Below are 20,628 nucleotides of genomic sequence, written 5' to 3' on the forward strand. Positions count from 1 at the left end.
GGTCCGCACAAAGAGAAAGGGGGCGCCCCTGCGGGCGCCCCCTCCTTTTAGCAGGCTTGGGCTCACGCCCCCATCATCAACCGAGCCCCATCATCAACCGAGGTTGATGTCGGAGAGCGAGAGGACGGTGCCGTTGTAGACGCCGAGCAGCCGGACCTCGGTGGCGGCCACCTGGCCGTCGCCGTTGGTGTCGACCACCTGGTACAGGCCGGAGCTGGTGCCGTTGTTGGCCAGAACCAGCGTGCTTGCACCAGCCGACGAGTTCGTCAGCGTCCCCAGGGCCGAGCGGAAGCTGGCCAGCGAAGCGTCCGTCAGGCTGCCGCTGACGACCGAGGTCAGGCTCACCAGCTCGTTGGAGCCGATGTTCACGCCGTTGGTCGCAGCAGAGGCCGTCGAGAGCGAGGCATCGCCGTTCTTATCCGCAGCGGTCCGGGCCGTACCGGTCAGCTGCACCTTGTCGGTGCCCGACTGGAAGTTCGAGACCGAGACGAAGCCGGTGTTCGCGCCCAGCGCCGAGATGTCGGTGAAGGACGAGTACACCACCGTGTCGGTGCCGCTGCCCGAAGCCAGGCTCAGGCTGTCGCCCGTGCCGGCCTGGAAGCGGATGCCCGCACCGCCGGTCACCGTGATGGCGTCGGTGCCCGTGCCGCCGATCAGCGTCTCGATGCCCGAGACCGACATCGTCACACCGGTGTTGCCCAGCGTGATCACGTCGTTGCCGGTGCCACCGGTCAGGGTCTCGATGCCGCGCAGCAGGACCGTGTTGCCGCCATCGCCGAGGCTGACGATGTCGGAACCGGCGCCGCCGACCAGGATCTCGATCCCGCTCTCGGCCCGCATGGTGACGCCCGTGTCGCCCAGGATCACCAGGTCGCTGCCCGCACCGCCGATCATGGTGTCGATGCCGCGGGTGATGACGGTGTTGCCCGCCGCACCCAGGGTCACGACATCCGAACCGGCGCCGCCGACCAGGAACTCGACGCCCGAGGCCGTCATCGTCACGCCGGCCGAACCGGTGAAGACGATGTCGGTGTTGGCGCCACCGACCAGGGTCTCAACGCCCGTCACGGTGACCGTGTTCGGGGTGTCGCCCAGGGTGATGACGTCGGTGCCCACGCCGCCGATCAGCGTCTCGACCGCACGGGTCAGCAGGGTGCTGCCCGAGGTGCCCAGAGTGATGACGTCGGTGGCAGCGCCGCCGACCAGGATCTCGATGCCCGAACCCAGCGTCATGGTGACGCCGGTGTCGCCCAGGAACACCAGGTCGCTGCCCGCACCGCCCGACAGGGTGTCGATGCCGCGGGTGATGACCGTGTTGCCCGAGGAGCCCAGGGTCACGACATCCGAACCGGTGCCGCCGACCAGGAACTCGACGCCCGAGACCGTCATCGTCACGCCGGCCGAACCGGTGAAGACGACGTCGGTGTTCGCACCGCCGGTCAGGGTCTCGATGCCCGTCACGGTGATGGTGTTCACCGTGTCACCGAGCGTGATGACGTCGGTGCCCACGCCGCCGATCAGCGTCTCGATGCCGCGGGTCAGCAGGGTCGTGCCCGAGGTGCCGATGGTCAGCACGTCGGTGCCAGTGCCGCCGACCAGGATCTCGATGCCCAAGCCCAGGTTCAGCGTGTTGCCGGTGTCGCCCAGGATCACCAGGTCGCTGCCCGCACCGCCGATCAGCGTCTCGATGCCGCGGATGGTGGTGGTGTTGCCGGCCGTGCCCAGGGTCAGGACGTCGGTGCCGGCGCTGCCGATCACGAAGTCCGCACCCGAGACGGTGAGGGTCGAACCAGCCGTGCTGGTGAAGATCACCTCCAGGCCCGTGCCGCCGATCACCGTTTCGATGCCGCTCACCAGCAGCGTGCCGCCGGCCGAGCCGATGGTTACGATGTCGGTGCCCACGCCACCGGTCAGGGTCTCCAGACCCGAAACCAGCAGGGTGTTGCCCGCCGTGCCCAGCGTGACGATGTCGGAGGCGAGGCCACCGATCAGCGTCTCGATGCCGCCGACGATCAGCGAGTTGGCGGTGTTGCCGAGCGTGATGACGTCGGTACCCAGACCGCCGGTCAGCGTCTCGATGCCGCGTAGCAGCACCGTGTTGCCAGCCGTGCCCAGCGTGACCACGTCGACGCCCGTGCCGCCGACCAGGATTTCCAGGCCAGCCGCCAGCAGCGTCGAACCGCCCGAACCCAGGAACACGAGGTCGGAACCCGTGCCGCCGGTCAGCGTGTCGATCGCGTTGACCACCAGGGTGTTACCCACGGTGCCCAGCGTGATGATGTCGGTGCCCACGCTACCGGTCAGGGTCTCCAGACCCGAAACCAGCAAGGTGTTGCCCGCCGTGCTCAGCTGGATCAGGTCGAGGCCTGCGCCGCCGGCCAGGGTCTCGATGCCCGAAACCAGCATGGTGGTGCCGGTGTCGCCGATGGTGACGACGTCGGTGCCGACGGAGCCGGTCAGGGTCTCCAGGCCACGCAGGAGCAGGGTGTTGCCCGTGGTGCCCAGCGTGACGACGTCGGTGTTGGTGCCGCCGACCAGGATCTCGATGCCCGAAGCCAGCATCGTGTTGCCGGACGAGCCCAGGAAGATCACGTCGGTGCCAAGACCGCCGGTGACCGTCTCCAGCAGGTTGGCGAGCAGCGTGCTGCCGGCCGTGCCGATGGTGATCAGGTCGGTGGCGGTGGAACCGGTGATGGTTTCCAGAGCCGAGACCAGCAGGGTGTTGCCCGCCGTGCCCAGCGACACGACGTCGACGCCCGAGCCGCCGTTCAGCGTCTCGATCAGCGTCACCGCGAGGGTGTTGCCGGCCGAGCCGAGGGTGACGACGTCGGAGAGCGAGCTACCGGTCAGGGTCTCAAGACCCGAAACCAGCAGGGTGCCGCCCGTGGTGCCGATCGTGATGGCATCGGAGGCGGTGCCGCCGATGATCGTCTCGAACAGCGAAACTGTCGCGGTGTTGGCCGTGTTGCCCAGCGTCAGGACGTCGGTGCCCACGCCGCCGGTCAGCGTCTCGATGCCGCGCAGCAGGACCGTGTTGCCGGCCGTGCCCAGCGTGACAACGTCGGTGCCGACGCCGCCGATCAGGATGTCGATGCCCGACACCGAGACCGTCGAACCGCCCGAGCCCAGGAACACCAGTTCCGAACCCGTGCCGCCAACGATGGTTTCCAGCGCATTGGCAAGCAGCGTGCCGCCCGTCGAACCGATGGTCACGACGTCGGTGGCCGTGCCGCCGGTAATGGTCTCCAGGCCCGAAACCAGCAGGGTGTTGCCCGCGGTGCCCAGGGTGATGGCGTCGGTCGCCGCACCGCCAGCCAGCGTCTCGATGCCCGAAACCACCATGGTGGTGCCGGTGTCGCCGATGGTGATGACGTCGGTGCCCAAGCCGCCGGTCAGGCTCTCGATGCCACGGACGATGACCGTGTTGCCCGAAGTGCCCAGGTTGACCGTATCGCTGCCCGCACCGCCGATCAGGAACTCCAGACCGGAAGCCAGGACCGTGTTGCCGGCCGAGCCCAGGAAGACGAGGTCCGTACCCGAAGCGCCGGTGATCGTCTCGATGCCCGAGGCCAGCAGGGTGCCGCCCACGGTACCGAGGGTGACGACATCGGTGCCGACGCCACCGGTCAGGGTCTCCAGCAGCGACACCAGGACGGTGTTGCCGGCGGTGCCCAGGGTGACGACGTCGTTACCGGCCTGACCGGTCAGCGTCTCGATGCCGGACACCAGCGTGGTGTTGCCGAGGACCGAGGCGAGGGTGATGACATCGGTGCCGACATTGCCGGTCAGCGTCTCGACGGCCGAGACGAAGACGGTGTTGCCGGCCGTGCCCAAGGCGATGACGTCGGTGGCGGTGCCGCCGATGATCGTCTCGAACAGCGAAACCGTCGCGGTGTTGCCCGTGTCGCCCAGCGTCAGGATGTCGGTGCCGACGTTGCCGGTCAGCGTCTCGATGCCGCGCAGCAGAACCGTGTTGCCGGCCGTGCCCAGCGTGACCACGTCGGTGCCGACGCCGCCGATCAGGATGTCGATGCCCGACACCGAGACCGTCGAACCGCCCGAGCCCAGGAACACCAGTTCCGAACCCGTGCCACCGGTGATCGTCTCAAGACCGTTGGCAAGCAGCGTGCCGCCGGCCGAACCGATGGTGATGACGTCGGTGCCCAAGCCACCGGTCAGGGTCTCCAGACCCGAAACCAGCAGGGTGCCGCCCGCGGTGCCGATGGTGATGGCGTCCGTCGCCGCACCGCCAGCCAGCGTCTCGATGCCCGAAACCACCATGGTGGTGCCGGTGTCGCCGATGGTGATGACGTCGGTGCCCAAGCCGCCGGTCAGGATTTCCAGACCGCGGACCGTGGTGGTGCTGCCAGCCGAGCCCAGCGTGATGACGTCGGTGCCCGCACCGCCGATCAGGAACTCCAGCGCGACCGTTTGGAAGGTGCTGCCAGTCGAGCCGATGAAGACCAGGTCGCTGCCCGCGCCGCCCTGCAGGAACTCGATGCCCGAGGTCAGCAAGGTGTTGCCGGAGGTGCCCAGGATGACGGCATCGGTCGCCGTGCTGCCGGTCAGGGTCTCCAGACCCGAAACCAGCAGGGTGCCGCCCGCGGTGCCGATGGTGATAGCGTCGGTCGCCGCACCGCCGGTGATCGTCTCCAGCAGGCTGGCGAGGATCGTGTTCCCGGCCGAACCCAGGGTGACGACGTCGGTGCCCACGCCACCGGTCAGGGTCTCCAGACCCGAAACCAGCAGGCTGTTGCCGGCCGTGCTCAGCGTCACGACGTCGGAGGCCGTGCCACCGATCAGCGTCTCGATGCCATTGACGGTCAGCGTGTTCGCCGTATCGCCCAGGGTGACGACGTCGGTGCCGACACCGCCGGTCAGCACGTCGATGCCGCGCATCAGCACCGTGTTGCCGGCCGTGCCCAGCGTGACGATGTCGGAGGCCGTGCCGCCGACCAGGATTTCGACGCCCGAAACCAGGACGGTGTTGCCCGTGGTGCCGAGGTAGACGAGGTCGGAGGTGCTGCTGCCGGTGATCGTCTCCAGCAAGCTGGTGAGGATGGTGCCGCCAGCCGAGCCGAGGGTAACGACATCGGTGCCCGAGCTACCGGTCAGGGTCTCCAGACCCGAAACCAGCAGGGTGTTGCCCGCCGTGCCCAGCGTGACCACGTCGGAGGCCGTGCCACCGATCAGCGTCTCGATGCCGCCGACGGTCAGCGTGTTGGCCGTGTTGCCCAGCGTGATGACGTCGGTGCCGACACCGCCGGTCAGAACGTCGATGCCGCGCAGCAGGACCGTGTTGCCGGCCGTGCCCAGCGTGACGATATCGGAAGCCGTGTCGCCGACCAGAACCTCAACGCCCGAAACCAGGACGGTGTTGCCCGTGGTGCCGAGGTAGACGAGGTCGCTACCGGCGCCGCCGGTGATCGTCTCCAGCAGGTTGGTCAGGACGGTGTTGCCGGCCGAACCCAGGGTAACGACGTCGATGACGGTGCTACCGGTCAGCGTCTCGACCAGGGTGACCAGCAGGGTGTTGCCGGCGGTGCCCAGCGTGACCACGTCGGTGGACGAGCCGCCCGTCAGGGTCTCGATGCCGCCGACGGTCAGCGTGTTCGCCGTATCGCCCAGGGTGACGACGTCGGTGCCGATACCGCCGGTCAGCACTTCGATGCCGCGCAGCAGGACCGTGTTGCCGGCCGTACCCAGCGTGACGATGTCGGAAGCAGTGCCGCCGACCAGGATCTCGAGGCCGGAAACCAGGACCGTGCTGCCGGCCGAGCCGAGCGTGACGATGTCGGTGCCCACACCGCCGGTCAGCGTCTCGAGGACATTGGCCAGGATGGTGCTGCCGGCCGTGCCCAGCGTCACGACGTCGATGACGGTGCTGCCGGTCAGGGTCTCGATGGCATTGACCAGCAGGGTGGTGCCGGTCGTGCCCAGCGTCACGACGTCGGAAGCCGCCGTGCCGGTCAGGGTCTCGATCGCGCCGACCGTGACAGTGCTGCCGCCGGTGCCCAGCGTGACCACGTCGATGGCGGTGCTGCCGGTGATGACCTCAATGCCGTTGACCAGCAGGGTGGTGCCGGTCGTGCCCAGCGTCACGACGTCGGAAGCCGCCGTACCAGTCAGCGTCTCGATCGCGCCGACCGTGATGGTGCTGCCGCCCGACGCCAGAGTGATGACGTCGGTGGCGGTGCCGCCGGTGATCGCCTCAATGCCGCTGACCAGCAGGGTATTGCCGGCCGTGCCCAGAGTCACGACGTCGGTGGTGGTGCCGCCGGTCAGGGTCTCCAGACCCGAAACCAGGATGGTGCTGCCGCCCGAGCCGAGCGTGATGATGTCGGTGCCGACACCGCCGGTCAGCGTCTCGAGGACATTGACCAGGATGGTGCTGCCGGCCGTGCCCAGCGTCACGACGTCGATGACGGTGCTGCCGGTCAGGGTCTCGATGGCGTTGACCAGCAGGGTGGTGCCGGTCGTGCCCAGCGTCACGACGTCGGAAGCCGCCGTACCGCTCAGGGTCTCGATCGCGCCGACCGTGACGGTGCTGCCGCCGGTGCCCAGCGTGATAACGTCGATGGCGGTGCTGCCGGTCAGGGTCTCGACGGCATTGACCAGCAGGGTGTTGCCGGCCGTGCCCAGAGTCACGACGTCGGTGGTCGCGCTACCGGTCAGCGTCTCGATCGCGCCGACCGTGATGGTGCTGCCGCCGGTGCCCAGCGTGACGACGTCGGTGGCGGTGCCGCCGGTAACCGTCTCGATCAGGCTGACGAGGACCGTGTTGCCCGACGTGCCCAGCGTGACGATGTCAGAAGCCGTGCCGCCGGTCAGGGTCTCCACCGCGGAGACCAGGATGGTGCTGCCGGACGTGCCCAGCGTAACGACGTCGGTCCCAACACCACCGGTGATCGTCTCAAGCAGGTTCACCAGCATGGTGGAGCCGGACGTGCCAATCGTGACCACGTCGGTGGTGGTGCTACCGACCAGGGTTTCCAACAGCGAAACCTGGAGGGTGGAACCGGAAGTCAAGGTGATGAAATCGGTGCCGGTGCTGCCGATCAGGGTCTCAAGCGTCGAAATCGACACCGTGTTACCGGCGGTTCCGAGCGTGATGACATCGGTGCCAACGTTACCGATAATCGTAGAGAACTGCCCCAATGTTAGGGTTGAACCCGTAGTTACTCCTACGGTGTAGGTTCCAGCCATTAGTAATCCCCTTCAGGTTTGGCTCGCCGGCGGATGAACCATTCTAAGGTGTGCGCCACACTGGATGCAGGCAGACAGACTCAGTCCTAGCGCGACCTAACACACCGTGCCCTTGTTATCCGAAGGACTGCGCCTATGGCAATCCGTTTCTACCGAAGTGGGTAGACCGAACTGGCCGGTCTTGTGACACTCTGTGAAGCCGTTATCCTGAACGGCGGAGTGCTGTTCCCCCAAGTCTTTGCAATGCCTTGCGAAATGCCCGGTATGGCGAAATCGCCACAGCACGCACGAAGTTGGTGGTACCCACAGTCCCAAGGGCTTCCAGGCGGGAACGTGACCCCGGGCAGGAGGAAGCCGTTCTCGAATCGAGTGTAGAGCGACGAAGACTTGCGTGACTTTCACAACTTCGCCGCCGATCTGCCGCCAAGCTCTGGCTTCGACGATGACGGCCACGTTGTTACAAGTTGATAACACGGCCTGTATTTCGTTTGCCGCAGCAGCGAGGATGCGCTTGGAGAATTCGGGAACACCCGTTATTCCCTTGCGGCAACAGGCGCCGCCGGACAGCCGCCACACGAAGACACCCAAGGGCCAGGGACGACCGATCGAGCATGGCGACCATTCAGGACGCGCTCGCCGCAGCAGTGCGGCATCATCAGAGCGGCAATCTGGCCGCGGCAGCGCGGCTCTACCGCCGTATCCTGGAGATCACGCCCGAGCAGTCCGACGCGCTGCATCTGCTGGGGCTGGTCGCCCGCCGCGCCGGACAGGGGGGAGCCGCACTCCGCCTGATGATCCGTGCCCTGCGGATCGATCCCGCCATAGCGGAAGCGCGTCTGAATCTGGGCAACCTGCTGCGCGACCAGGGCCATGCAGCCGGGGCGGAAGCGGCTTACCGCAACGCCGTCGCACTGCGCCCCGACTTCGCCGCCGCCTATGAGAATGTGGGCGGCCTGCTGCGCGGGCTGTCGCGCCCTGCCGATGCCCGGGACGCCTATCGCCGGGCGATCCGCCTCTCCCCCGCCGGGTCGGAGGGCCATGCGGGGCTGGGCAATGTCCTGCAGGAGGGCGACGACCTGCAGGATGCCGTCGCCTCCTATGCCCGCGCCATCGCCATCGACCCCACCAATATGGCCGTCTGCAACAACCTGGGCATCGCGCTGCGCTCCCTGGACAAGACGGGGGCCGGGGCGGAGGCGGCCACGGCGTGGCATCGCCGCGCCGTGGCGCTCAATCCCTATTTCGCCGCAGGCTACAGCAGCCTCGGCCTGGCCTTGCAGGAATTGGGACGGTTGGAGGATGCGGCGCACGCCCATGCCCGCGCCGTCGCCGTCGATCCGGGCTTCGCCGGCGGCTATGCCAACCACGGCAACGCCCGGCTGAACCAGAACCGGCTGATTGAGGCGGTCACCGGCTTCCGCCGCGCCGTCGCCATCGACCCCGCCGGTCCGGATGCCCGCCGCAACCTGGGCATGGCCCTGCTGGTGGGCGGCCGTTTCGAGGAGGGCTGGCGCGAGTATGAATGGCGGCTGCGCTGCAAGGATGCGCCCGCCCAGGCCGCCATGCCCAAGCCGCGCTGGACGGGGGAACCGCCGGATGGCCGCCGCATCCTGCTGCACGGCGAGCAGGGGCTGGGCGACAGCCTGCAATTCTGCCGCTACGTTCCCCTTGTGGCGGCGCGCGGCGGCCGGGTGATCCTGGGAGTGCCGGCGCCGCTGAAGCGGGTGCTGGCCGGGCTGCCCGGCGTGGAACGGGTCGTCAGCGGCCAGCTCGGCACCGACGACTTCGACCTGCACCTGCCGATGCTGAGCCTGGGCGAGGTGTTCGGCACCCAGATGGACACCATCCCGCACCGCGTTCCCTACCTGTCGGCGGAGCCCGATCTGGTTGCGCGCTGGGGCGAGCGGCTGAAGGGGTTGGCAAGGGACGGGGGCGGCCTGAAGGTGGGCATCGTCTGGGCCGGATCGCCCACCCACGGCAACGACAGGAACCGCTCCATCGGGCTGGCCCCCTTCGCCCGGCTGGCCGCGATCCCCGGCGTCAGCCTGGTCTCCATCCAGAAGGGACCCACCGAAGGACAGGCGGCAAACCCGCCGGGCGGCTTCCCGCTTTTGAACCTGTCGCCCGACATCAAGGACTTCGCCGACACCGCCGCAATCATGGCGAACCTCGATCTCGTGGTCTGCGTCGACACCTCCGTCGCCCATCTCGCCGGAGCGCTCGGCGTCCCGATCTGGGTCCTGGTGCCCTTCGCCCCGGATTGGCGCTGGATGCTCGACCGCGAGGACAGCCCCTGGTATCCGACCATGCGCCTGTTCCGGCAGGCAAGGCCGCAGCACTGGGACGACACCATCGACAGGCTGGAGCGCGCACTCCGCGAACGCGCCGCTTCCCTCCCCCTCCGTCAGAATGGAGCTTCCGACATGCCGATCCTGGCGCCCGTCTCCTGGGGCGAACTGCTGGACAAGATCACCATCCTCGACATCAAGACGGAGCGCATCGCCGACGCCGACAAGCTGGCCAACGTCCGGCGCGAGCGCGAGGCGCTGCTCGCCGTGGCGGTGCAGGCCGACACCGCGCGTCCGGAGGTCGCCGTGCTGATCGACGGGCTGCGCGCGGTCAACACCACCCTGTGGGAGGTCGAGGACGAGATCCGCGACTGCGAGCGTGCCAAGGATTTCGGCCCGCGCTTCGTCGAGCTGGCCCGGCAGGTCTACCACACCAACGACCGCCGCGCCGCGCTGAAGCGCGACCTGAACCGTCTGCTCGGCTCCGAGCTGGTCGAGGAAAAATCGTACCAGGCCTATTGAGGCCCGGCGGATCCCGTCTTCTCCGGCCCCTGTCACCCCTGGCCTCCTTCCAGCCCAAAGGTCCAGTTCCATGACCACCGACAGCGCAACCGGGACCGCCGGCCTTCCGACCGGCCAAAGCGGTCCGGACCATCAGGCCGCCGGCCAACGTCTGGCGCAGGTGCTGGATTCGTGCCGGTCCGGCCGGCCGGAGGAGGCGGAGGGGCCGTACCGCGCGCTGTGCGGCACCCCGCCGCAGGATCCGGCCGCACTGCTGTCGCTGGCCGACGCCGCCCGCATCCTGGGCCGGCCGGCCGACAGCGTCGCCTGGGCCGAAGCGGCGGTGCGCAGGCAGCCGGACAGGGCGGAGGGCTGGAGCGTGCTTGCCCTGGCCTTCATCGCCGCCGGCCGTGTCGACGACGGCTATGCCGCGGCAGCCGAAGCGCTGCGCCGGACAGGGCATGAGGAGGCGGGTGGAGCGGCCGCGGTCCAGGCCCACCGGGCGCAGGCGCTCGCCCGGCTGCGCCGCGGCCAGCTGGCCGAAGCGGCGGCAGCCTGCGACACGGCCCTGCGCCTTGCCGGCGGTGCGGCGCAGCCGGCCCAGCCGTTGCGGCAGGCGCAGGCCGAGGCGCTCGGCACCCTGGCGCTGGTCCGCATGCTGGAAGGCCGCGTCGATGAGGCCGAGGCGCTGTTCCGCCGCGCGCTCTCCCATCGCCCCGTCTTGCCGGAAATCCTGGGCAACCATGCCTCGCTGCTGGCCCGGCTCGGCCGCAACGAGGAGGCGCTGGAGCAGGCCGAGCAGGCGGTGGCGCTGCGCCCGCGGCTGGCGGGAACGCTGCATCTGATCGGCACCCTGCACCACCGCAGCGGCCAGCTTGAATCGGCGATCGCCGCCTTCCACCGCGTGCTGGCGGTCGATCCCGGCCATCTCGATGCCCGGCTGCTGCTGGCCGACAGCCTGCGCGTCGCCGGCCACTGGACGGAAGCCGTCACCGTCTGCCGCGACGGTCTGGCGCTCATCGCCGATCCGGACGACAGGACCAGGACGGCGCTGCTGGCCAACCTCGGCACCGCCCTGCAGAGCGGCGGCGACGCCGCAGGCGCACTGGAGGCCTATGGCGCCGCGCTGCGCCTCACCCCCGACCTGCCGGAGGTCCACAACAACCTCGCCCGCCTGCACCAGGAGACCGGCAACCCCGACGCCGCCATCGAGGACCTGCGCCGTGCCGCCGCCGGCCGGCCGCTTCCCCTGCCGCTGCGCCGAACGCTGCTGTCGCTGCTGATCGCCGCCGGCCGCACGGCCGAGGCGGAGACGGAGGCGTTCGGCATCGCCCGCACGGCTCCGGACGATGCGGAGCTGTGCTTCGGCATCGCCGCGCTGTTCCTGCAAGGCGGCTGGCGCGACCAGGCCCTGCCCTATGTGCGCAAGGCGATCCGCCTCGCCCCCGAGATGCCGCGCAACTGGATCGCCTTCGTCGAAGCATTGCGGGACGCCGGGCCGCCCGCATCCGGCGAGGGGCCGGATGAAGGCCTGCGCACCGACCTGCTGGCGGCGCTCGGGCGGCCGGAGGTGGAAAGCGCCGGCCTGTCCCGGGCCATCGCCGGCGTCCTGATGGCATCGCCCGTCCTCAAGGCCCTCGCCGCTCCGGAGGCGGGCCCCGAGGACGACGGGCGGACGCTGGACGGGAAAAGCCTGGCGCTGCTGGCCGACGGCTCGCTCGCCGGGCTGGCGGAGGATGCGCTGCTGCTGGCTCACCTGCGCGCCGCCCCGGTCTGCGATCCCCGGCTGGAACGGGCGCTGACCCGGCTGCGCCGGGTGCTGACGCTGGCGCTGACCGGCCCCGGCCTGCCCGACCGGCCGTCCTGGCGCACCCTGTGCGCCGCCATCGCCGAGCAGTGCTTCCTCAACGAATATGTCTTCGCCGAGACCGACGGCGAGTTCCAGGTGCTGGCGGTGCTGCTCCGCGCGGCGGAGGCGGCTTTGGCGAGCGGCGAGCAGCCGCCGGCGGTCCTGGTCGCCCTGCTCGGCGCCTACCGGCCGCTCTACCGCTGGGAGCGGGCGGAGGCCCTGCAGGCGCTGTCCTGGCCCGAGGAGATCGCCCGGCTGCTGAACCGGCAGGTCGCCGAACCGCTGGCCGAGGCGGCGATCCAGGCGGAGCTGCCGGAACTGACCCCGATCAGCCACCCGGTGTCGGTCGGCGTGCGCGCCCAGTACGAGGAGAATCCCTATCCGCGCTGGATGACCACCGGGCTGCTGCCGGAGCCGATGCCGCTGTCCCGCTTCCTGCATGCCCTGTTCCCGCATGCCGCCCTGCCAGCCGCCCCTGCCTGGAACGCGCCGGGCTGGGAGGCGCCGGAGGTGCTGGTCGCCGGCTGCGGCACCGGACGGGAGGCGGTGTGGGCGGCCTCCACCCTGAAGAATGCACGGGTGCTGGCGGTCGACCTCAGCCGCCGCAGCCTTGCCTACGCCACCCGCCAGAGCCGGCGCCTGGGCCTGAAGACCATCGAGTTCGCCCAGGCCGACCTGCTGGAGCTGGGAGCGCTGGGCCGCCGCTTCGACGTGATCCACAGCGTCGGCGTCCTGCACCACATGGAAGACCCGATGGCGGGCCTGCGCGTGCTGCGCGGGATGATGAGCCCGCATGGCGTGATGGAGATCGGCTTCTACAGCGCCGCCGCCCGCCGCTCCATCCTGGCCGCCCGCCAGTTCATCGCCGAGCGCGGCCATCCGCCGACCCTGGACGGCATCCGCCATGTCCGCCGCGACATCCTGGCCCTGCCGGAGGGTCATCCGGCGCGCAGCGTCGTCCATTCCCCGGATTTCTACGGCACCAGCGCCTGCCGCGACCTGCTGATGCACGTGCATGAACTGCACGTCACCCTGCCCTGGCTGGCCGACGCGCTTGCCGCGCTGAAGCTGGAGTTCCTGGGCTTCCGGCTGGCCGATCCGGCGGTGGCGGCACTCTACCGCAAGCGCTTCCCCGAGGATCCGGCGATGACCTCTCTGGCCCGCTGGGACCGGCTGGAGGCGGAGCATCCGATGATCTTCGGCGGGCTGTATCAGGCCTGGGTGCGGGCGCGGTAAAAGCGCGGCCGACCATTCTTGCACCAGTCCGCCGGCGGGTGTAGAACCCCCGTCATATGGCCTCTATTTTGTTGGAGAGCGGCTTTGCTGCATTTCTTCTGGTCTCCTTATATTTTCCGCCGTGACTCCTATGACAAATACGAGACCAACAACGCGGAAATCAGCAAACACGCCCGCCGCGTTCTCAGCAAATACACGCCGGTGCACAACAGCACCTTCACCGCATCACGGGTGACCACCAATCCCGGCGACATCCTGCTGGGCCACGTCACCTTCGACGCCGGCGGCGGGCTGGTCGACGACTGGGTGCGCGACAATGCGCTGGAACCCGGCCGGCCGGCCCATCCCAACACCTACATCCTTGCCCCGATCCTCCCTGTCATCATCGAGGAATACCGGCCCTGGACTCCGTTCCAGGAAACCCAGCTGGACGCGGCGCGGCTGATCTTCGGCATCTGCGGCGAACATTGGTACGAACGCATCCAGGCGCTGGACGACGACAGCCTGATCGCCCGGATCAAGCACAAGGTTGTGCGGGTCGACATGGGATGCGAGGCCCGCATGTTCGGCGAGCCCCGCCGCTACACGCCGGAAAGCATGAACGGCCTGCTGCACATGAGCGACCTGCGGCCGCACAAGGGGTTCGACCTGCTGCTGAACAGCATCGATCCGGAGCGGATGCGGGTGCATCTGGGCAGCGCGTCGCTAGGCGCCTACACCAACCAGCGTGTCCGCATCCAGGGGCGCGAGGTCATCTCGCTGGGCTGGATCGACAATGGCAGCGCCCAGCAGAACCAGTTCATCAAGGACAACTGCGCCTTCTACATCCACACCAGTTCGCTGGACGCCCAGGCCACCGCCATCCTGGAAAACTGCGCCCGCGGCCTGGTGCCCATCGTCACGCCGGAAAGCGGCTTCCGCTGCCCGCACGCGATCTACCTGACGCAGGACGCCGGGCAGAACCGCGCCATCATCGAGCGCGCCATCTCGATGGGCCGGGACGAGTATGAGGCGCGCAGCGCCGGCGTGGTCGAGTTCGTGCGGACCCGCCATTCCTGGGAAACGGTCTATGGCGGCATCTGGGAGCGCATCCAGGCCGACCTGCAAGGCCGTTGAGCGGAACCGAAAGACGAGAGGCCAAGATGGCGCCCCCAATCCATATCGGCATCGACGCCCGCGTGGCGCCGGGCGCCTTCGGCGGCGTGGCAGAGGTGTTGGGCCTCTATGCCCGCTCCCTCGCCCATCTCGATCCGGCCGACTTCCGCTTCACCCTGCTGTGCGACCGCAAGTTCGACACAGGCTGGCTCAGTGCCGTGATCCCGGAGCATGCCCGGATCCTGTCGGTCTCGGACAGCGATTTCGAGACGCGCAAGGTGGTGGTGCCGATCCGGCGCAACCGGCTGAGCGAGACGCTGTTCGGCCTCACCGTCCCGGTGCAGCAGTTCGGCATGCCGATGCAGGACGCTTCCGCCATCTGGCGCCGGGAGGGGGTCGACCTGGTGCATCTGCCCTTCCAGTTCGCCATCGACAGCGACCTGCCGACCATCTACCACCCGCACGACCTGCAGCACATCCATCTGCCGGACTATTTCTCCCGCGACGACCTGATCGGGCGGGAGGCCACCTACCAGTATTTCTGCCACAAGGCGACCTATGTCGCCTGCACGTCGCGCTGGATCGCCCAGGATCTGCTGACCCAGTACGATCTGGCCCCCGAGCGGGTCCGCATCGTGCCGTGGGCAACCACCACCGGCAAGGTGCCGGAGCCCGACATCGACCGCATCAAGCGCGTGCTCTCCCGCCACGGCCTCATGCCCGACGGCTATATGCTGCTGCCGGCCCAGACCTGGCCTCACAAGAACCATCTGGGCGCCATCCGGGCGCTGGACAGTCTGAGGAGGACGCACGGGCTGCGGCCCCTGTTGATCTGCACCGGCAGCCTCAATGCCCATGCCCAGGTTCTGTATCAGGAGATCGCCCGGCTGGGGCTGGGCGACCAGGTCCGCTTCCTCGGCTACGTCGACCGCGACGATCTGTCGACGCTCTACCAGTTCGCCCGCTTCACCCTGATCCCGACCAAGTTCGAGGCGGGAAGCGCGCCTTTGTGGGATGCCTTCACGCTGGGCTGTCCGGTGACCTGCGCCACCACCACGTCCCTGCCTTCCCAATCCCAGGGCGGAGCGCATCTTTTCGATCCGGACGACATCGGGCAGATCGCGGAGGCGATCCGGGTCATGTGGCTGGACGCCGATCTGCGCCAACGCCTGGCGGCCATTGGAACGGAGGCCGTCAAACCCTATCGCTGGGACATGACGGCACGCGGCTTCGGAGTTCTATACAAACAAGCGCTCGGTCGCCCGGTTTCCGAAGGCGATCAAGCCTTTATGGCGTCTCTACCCGTATTCTAGGCACACCGTGCCCCCTCCCATAATCTGAGGGGCCATGCCATAATCCTTTGAGGAATCCTGGATCATCCTAAGGGCGACGCGGCAACGGCTTCTCTAATCTTCTGAGGGTTCATGATGGGTATCGCCATTTACGGTGCAGGCGGTTTCGGTCGGGAAGTTGTGCCGATCGCTCGCGAGATGTTGCGGGAAGCCGGGCAGGCGCAGGACGATGTCGTTTTCGTGTCGGATCGGGAGGAGCTTCACAACACCTCCATCAACGGCATCCGGGTCGTGCCGCCCACGGATCTGACATCACCGGAATTCAAAGACTATTCTGTTGTCATCGCATTGGCCGATGCAAAAGCCCGAAGGGAAATTGCAGAGCGCTGCCAGGACGTCGGCCTTAAAATCGGCAGCGTGCATTCTCCATTCCGGCGCATCTACGACAATGTAAAAATAGCCGAAGGGTCTATAATATGCGATTACTCGATCATCACGTCAGACGTGGTAATCGGCAAGCATTTTCACTGCAATCTATACTCTTATGTCGCTCATGAATGTGTTGTTGGCGATTTCGTCACCTTGGCTCCTCGGGTCTGCATCAACGGCCGCGTCATTGTTGAAGACGACGTCTACATCGGAACAGGCGCCATCATTCGGGATGGAAAGCCCAATCGCCCTCTTGTGATCGGCAAAGGGGCTGTAATCGGAATGGGAGCCGTCGTCACGCGCGATGTTCCTCCCGGGGCAACCGTGGTAGGCAATCCCGCAAGGCCTCTTGAACGGTAAGCCGCCAACGTCCCGCTCGTGAACGCCTTATTCGCGGGCAGGGCAATTCCGCCACATTCTCTGCGAGAACACCGTCGTAATGGACAAGCCCTTCATCCAGATCGCCGCCCCCGACCTGCGCGGCAACGAGGAGGCTTACGTCGTCGAAGCCTTGCGCAGCAGCTGGATCTCCTCCACCGGCGCGTTCATCGACCGGTTCGAGCGGGATTTCGCCGACCTGTGCGGCACCAGTTCGGCGATCACCGTCTGCAACGGCACCATCGCCCTGCATCTCGCCCTGCTCGGGCTGGACGTGCGGCCGGGCGACGAGGTTCTGGTCCCCTCGCTGACCTACATCGCCACCGCCAACGCGGTGCGCTATGTCGGGGCCGAGCCGGTGTTCGTCGACATCGACCCGGAGACCTGGTGCATCGACCCGGCCCGGCTGGAACAGCACGTCACCCCCCGCACCAAGGGGATCATCGCTGTCCATCTCTACGGCCATCCCGCCGACATGGACGCCATCAACCGCTTCGCCGCCGTCCACGGGCTGTGGGTGGTGGAGGACGCGGCCGAGGCGCACACCGCGCGGTACAAGGGGCGCCCCTGCGGCAGCCTGGCACGGGTCGCCACCTTCTCCTTCTACGGCAACAAGATCATGACCAGCGGCGAAGGCGGGGCGCTGACCCTGAGCGATCCGCACCTGGAGTTGCGCATGCGCACCCTGCGCGGCCAGGGTATGTCGCCGACGGAGCGGTATTACTTCCCGGTCACCGGCTACAATTTCCGCCTGACCAATCTGGCCTGCGCCCTGCTGTGCGCCCAGCTGGAGCGGCGGGACGAAATCCTGGCCAACCGCCGCAGCATCTTCGACGCCTATGCCGAGCGGCTGCGCAACATCCCCGGCATCGGGTTGCAACCGGTCGCCCCCTGGGCGGAGCCCGCACCCTGGCTGTTCTGCATCACGGTGGACGACGCTTATGGCCGCTCCCGCGATGCCCTGATGGCCCGCCTTGCCGAGGAACGGATCGAGACCCGGCCCTTCTTCCATCCCCTGCACCGCCTGCCTCCCTTCCGCGAGGCGTCGCGCAAGCGGGAGGAGCATCTGCCCCTGACCGACGGTCTGGCGGCACGGGGCATGAATTTGCCCTGCCACAGCGGGCTGGGCCTGGGCGACATCGACCGCATCACGGAGATCATCCGCAGCTTCCGCCGCTGACCACCCCGCAAACGGGATCTGGGAGGGCCTGCCATTTCGCCATGGCCCGCAGCGCCGGATCGCCTCGGTCTTGCAGGGGGCGCCGACCGTCTCGGCCAAGTCGTTGTCGTGGGAATCGCCAACGCTGCCGGCGGAGGGCCCGCCCCCGGCTTCGGCGAGGCGCTCGGTGTCGCGAATGGCAACGTGGCCGTTGCCTCACTGCCACCAGGCGTGATCGTCGGTGATCTCGGGTTCGGGGATGTGGATGTCGCTGCCCGGCGGCAGGGCGACGAGGTTGACGGCACCGACCCCGCCGAACAGGTCGGTGGAGTTGCCGGCGAAGTTGCCGGGATGGAACAGGCGGGCCGTGTGCCACCAGACCCGGTAGCCCATCGACCGGATCAGCCCGATCAGGGCGGGCGAGCGGTCGCGCCGGTCGTTCTCGACATACAGCACCGGCCGGTGGCGCGCGATCAGCCCGCCGGCCCCGCGCAGCACCGCCTCCTCCATGCCCTCCACGTCGGCCTTCAGCAGGCGGCAGGACGGCAGGTTCAGGCTGTCCAGCGTCACCAGCGGAACCAGTTCGCCATGGTCCCACCCGCCGAGGCCGAGGGCGCCGAAATTGTTGGAGCAGTTCGGGTCGAGCGTCGGCACCCGGATGGTGCCGGCCTCGCTTCCCACCGCCATGCGCCGGGCCCGCACGCTGGTCACGCCGTTCAGGACCAGATTGGCGGAAAGCAGGTTGAACAGCATCTCCTGCGGCTCGAAGGCGATGACGGTGCCCGACGGCCCGACCATGCGGGCCAGCGGCAGGGTTCTGGGCGCCGATGTTGGCCCCGACCTCGACCACGACGTCCCCCGGACGCACGACCGAGCGGAACAGGGCCACCTCATACTCGGCATATTCGCCGTAGAGATCGAGGGAGCGGCCGACATAGCGGTCATTGCGGTTGTAGACCATCAAGCCGTGACGGCACGGGCGCATGCGGTTGAAGCCGCCTTCCAGATCCACCGGCCCACCGATCATCCACCCGCTCCCATCCGACCTGGCCAAGCTGGCCGCATACCACGCCCCCTGCTGTAGCCAAAGCAGGACCCGGAAGCCACGACTTTCCGCCCACGCGCCCGCTGTCCCCGCCTCGCCGGCACCCAGGGTCCGGCATTTCGCCATGGCACCCGGCCGGGGGAGGCGCTACACCTAGCCCCCGTCGCCACCCTCGGCAGTCCCTTCGGGAGAGCAGCCCCATGTGCGGTTTCGCCGGCTTCGCCGGACCCGGCGGCGAGCGCGACCTCGCCGTCATGACCAGAATCATCCGTCACCGCGGTCCTGACGACGACGGCGTCCATATCGACACCGGCGGCGCCTTGGCCGTGCATCTGGGATTCCGCCGCCTCGCCATCATCGACATCGAGGGCGGCCATCAGCCGATGGCCACGGCGGAAGGCGATCTGGTCATCGTCTACAACGGCGAGATCTACAATGCGCCGGAGCTGCGCCGCGCGCTGGAGCAGGCCGGCCACCGCTTCGTCACCGACCATTCCGACACCGAGGTGCTGCTGCACGGCTACCGGGAATGGGGCCTGGACATGCTGGAGCGGCTGAACGGCATGTTCGCCTTCTGCCTGTACGACCGCCGCCGGGGCCGGCTGGTCTTCGGCCGCGACCGTTTCGGCAAGAAGCCGCTGTTTTATGCCGAGACGGCGGACGGGCTGGTCTTCGCGTCGGAAGCCACCGGGGTGCTGTCGCACCCGTCGGTGCCGGACACGCTGGACCGCAAGGCCCTGGTCAAATATTTCGCCTACGGCTTCATCCCGGCGCCGCTGACCGCCCATGCCGCGGTGCGCAAGCTGCCGGGCGGCTGCAGCATGGTCTACGACCTGGCCAGCCGCCGGCTGTCGGTCAGCCGGTATTGGGAATACCGGATGGTGGTGGACGACCAGCCGCCGGGCGGCCCCGATGAGTGGGCCGAGGAACTGCGCGAGCTGCTGGACCGCGCGGTGGAACGCCGCATGCTGAGCGACGTGCCGGTCGGCTTCTTCCTGTCCGGCGGCATCGACAGCGCCGCCATCGTGGCGCTCGCGGCAAAGCACCGCGACCCGGCCACCATGAAGACCTTCACCATCGGCTTCGACGAGCCGAGCTTCGACGAGAGCGGCTATGCGGCCGACGCCGCGCGCCATTACGGCACCGACCATGCCTGCCGCACGCTGAACCTCGACACCGCGGCGGGAATGCTGCCGGAGCTGCTGGGCCGGCTGGACGATCCGATCGCCGATCCCTCCATCCTGCCGACGCATCTGCTGTCGCGCTTCGCCCGCGAACGGGTGACGGTGGCGCTGACCGGCGACGGCGGCGACGAGCTGTTCGCGGGGTACGACACCTTCGACGCGCTGCGCACGGCGCGGCTCTACCACCATGCCGTCCCCCGCCCGCTGCACCGGCTGGCGGAGGCGGTGGCCCACCGGCTGCCGCGGTCGGACCGCAACATGAGCTTCGACTTCAAGCTGCGCCGGGCGCTGCGCGGGCTGGGCCACCGGCCGGCGCACTGGATGCCGGCCTGGCTGGGGCCGGCGTCGGTGGAGGAGGTCTCGCGGCTGTTCGGCGTCGAGCTGACCGCCGACGAGCTGTATGACGAGGCCGACGCGCTGTGGCGCTCGGGCGCCAGCCGGCACGACGTCGACCGCTCCATCGAGTTCTACGGCCGCTTCTATCTGGGCGAGAATTTGCTGATCAAGGCCGACCGCGCCAGCATGTTCTGCTCGCTGGAGACGCGCTCGCCCTTCCTCGACCGCGACCTCGTCGCCTTCGTCAGCCGCCTGCCGGCCGGCGTGAAGCTCCAGCCGAACGGCATTCGGGGCGGCACGCGAAAATGGATCCTGAAGAAGGCGATGGCTCCACTGCTGCCGCCGGCGATCCTGTCTCGGCCCAAGAAGGGCTTCGGCATCCCCTTGAGCCGCTGGCTGCGCCACCTGCCCCAGCCGCCGCTGGAAACTGCGGCGCGCATCGGGGTGGACGGCAAGTGGCTGGCGGCGCGCTGGGACGAGCACCGCAGCGGACAGGCCGACCACCGCGGCCTGCTGTGGGCCTGGACGGCGCTCGCCACCGCGCTGGACCGCCCGGCCCAGACCCCGGCACCGACCCCGATGGAAAACGCCGCATGAGCCTAGACAGTCTGGATCGTCCGTTCCCCCGGA

At 68.5% G+C, this 20,628-nt stretch carries 9 protein-coding genes; 7 read left to right on the forward strand and 2 right to left on the reverse strand.

Annotation, left to right across the window (positions count from 1 at the left end; all coding sequences use genetic code 11):
- Positions 1-93: 93 nt before the first annotated feature.
- Positions 94-7,086, reverse strand: a complete 6,993-nt coding sequence (locus ACWPN3_RS04575; RefSeq protein ID WP_492243542.1) for a beta strand repeat-containing protein — start codon at positions 7,084-7,086, stop codon at positions 94-96.
- A gap of 731 nt (positions 7,087-7,817) precedes the next feature.
- Between ACWPN3_RS04575 and ACWPN3_RS04580 the strand changes: the two genes are divergently transcribed.
- From ACWPN3_RS04580 to ACWPN3_RS04605, 6 genes are all read left to right on the forward strand, one after another.
- Complete coding sequence (locus ACWPN3_RS04580; protein WP_492243541.1) at positions 7,818-10,016, forward strand: tetratricopeptide repeat protein; 2,199 nt, start codon at positions 7,818-7,820, stop codon at positions 10,014-10,016.
- A 70-nt stretch (positions 10,017-10,086) separates the two neighbouring features.
- The gene (locus ACWPN3_RS04585) at positions 10,087-13,080 is read left to right on the forward strand and encodes a tetratricopeptide repeat protein (RefSeq protein ID WP_492261139.1); all 2,994 of its coding nucleotides are present in this window, start codon (positions 10,087-10,089) and stop codon (positions 13,078-13,080) included.
- An 84-nt stretch (positions 13,081-13,164) separates the two neighbouring features.
- Positions 13,165-14,196, forward strand: a complete 1,032-nt coding sequence (locus tag ACWPN3_RS04590) for a hypothetical protein (protein WP_492243539.1) — start codon at positions 13,165-13,167, stop codon at positions 14,194-14,196.
- 26 nt (positions 14,197-14,222) lie between these two features.
- Positions 14,223-15,488 carry a glycosyltransferase family 4 protein gene (locus ACWPN3_RS04595; protein ID WP_492243538.1) on the forward strand — a complete coding sequence of 422 codons (1,266 nt, stop codon included), beginning with the start codon at positions 14,223-14,225 and terminating at the stop codon, positions 15,486-15,488.
- Positions 15,489-15,599: 111 nt separating this feature from the next.
- Positions 15,600-16,256 (forward strand): acetyltransferase, encoded by a 657-nt coding sequence (locus ACWPN3_RS04600; RefSeq protein WP_492243537.1) that lies wholly within the window; start codon positions 15,600-15,602, stop codon positions 16,254-16,256.
- Positions 16,257-16,335: 79 nt separating this feature from the next.
- Complete coding sequence (locus ACWPN3_RS04605) at positions 16,336-17,454, forward strand: DegT/DnrJ/EryC1/StrS family aminotransferase (protein ID WP_492243536.1); 1,119 nt, start codon at positions 16,336-16,338, stop codon at positions 17,452-17,454.
- 195 nt (positions 17,455-17,649) lie between these two features.
- On the opposite strand, the gene ACWPN3_RS04610 is transcribed toward ACWPN3_RS04605, so the two are convergent.
- Complete coding sequence (locus ACWPN3_RS04610; RefSeq protein ID WP_492261140.1) at positions 17,650-18,231, reverse strand: FkbM family methyltransferase; 582 nt, start codon at positions 18,229-18,231, stop codon at positions 17,650-17,652.
- 447 nt (positions 18,232-18,678) lie between these two features.
- On the opposite strand from ACWPN3_RS04610, the gene asnB reads away from it, so the two are divergent.
- Positions 18,679-20,595 carry an asparagine synthase (glutamine-hydrolyzing) gene (asnB, locus tag ACWPN3_RS04615; protein ID WP_492243534.1) on the forward strand — a complete coding sequence of 639 codons (1,917 nt, stop codon included), beginning with the start codon at positions 18,679-18,681 and terminating at the stop codon, positions 20,593-20,595.
- The last annotated feature ends 33 nt before the right edge of the window (positions 20,596-20,628 follow it).

It is taken from the genome of Azospirillum sp. UENF 111221, from assembly GCF_058780625.1.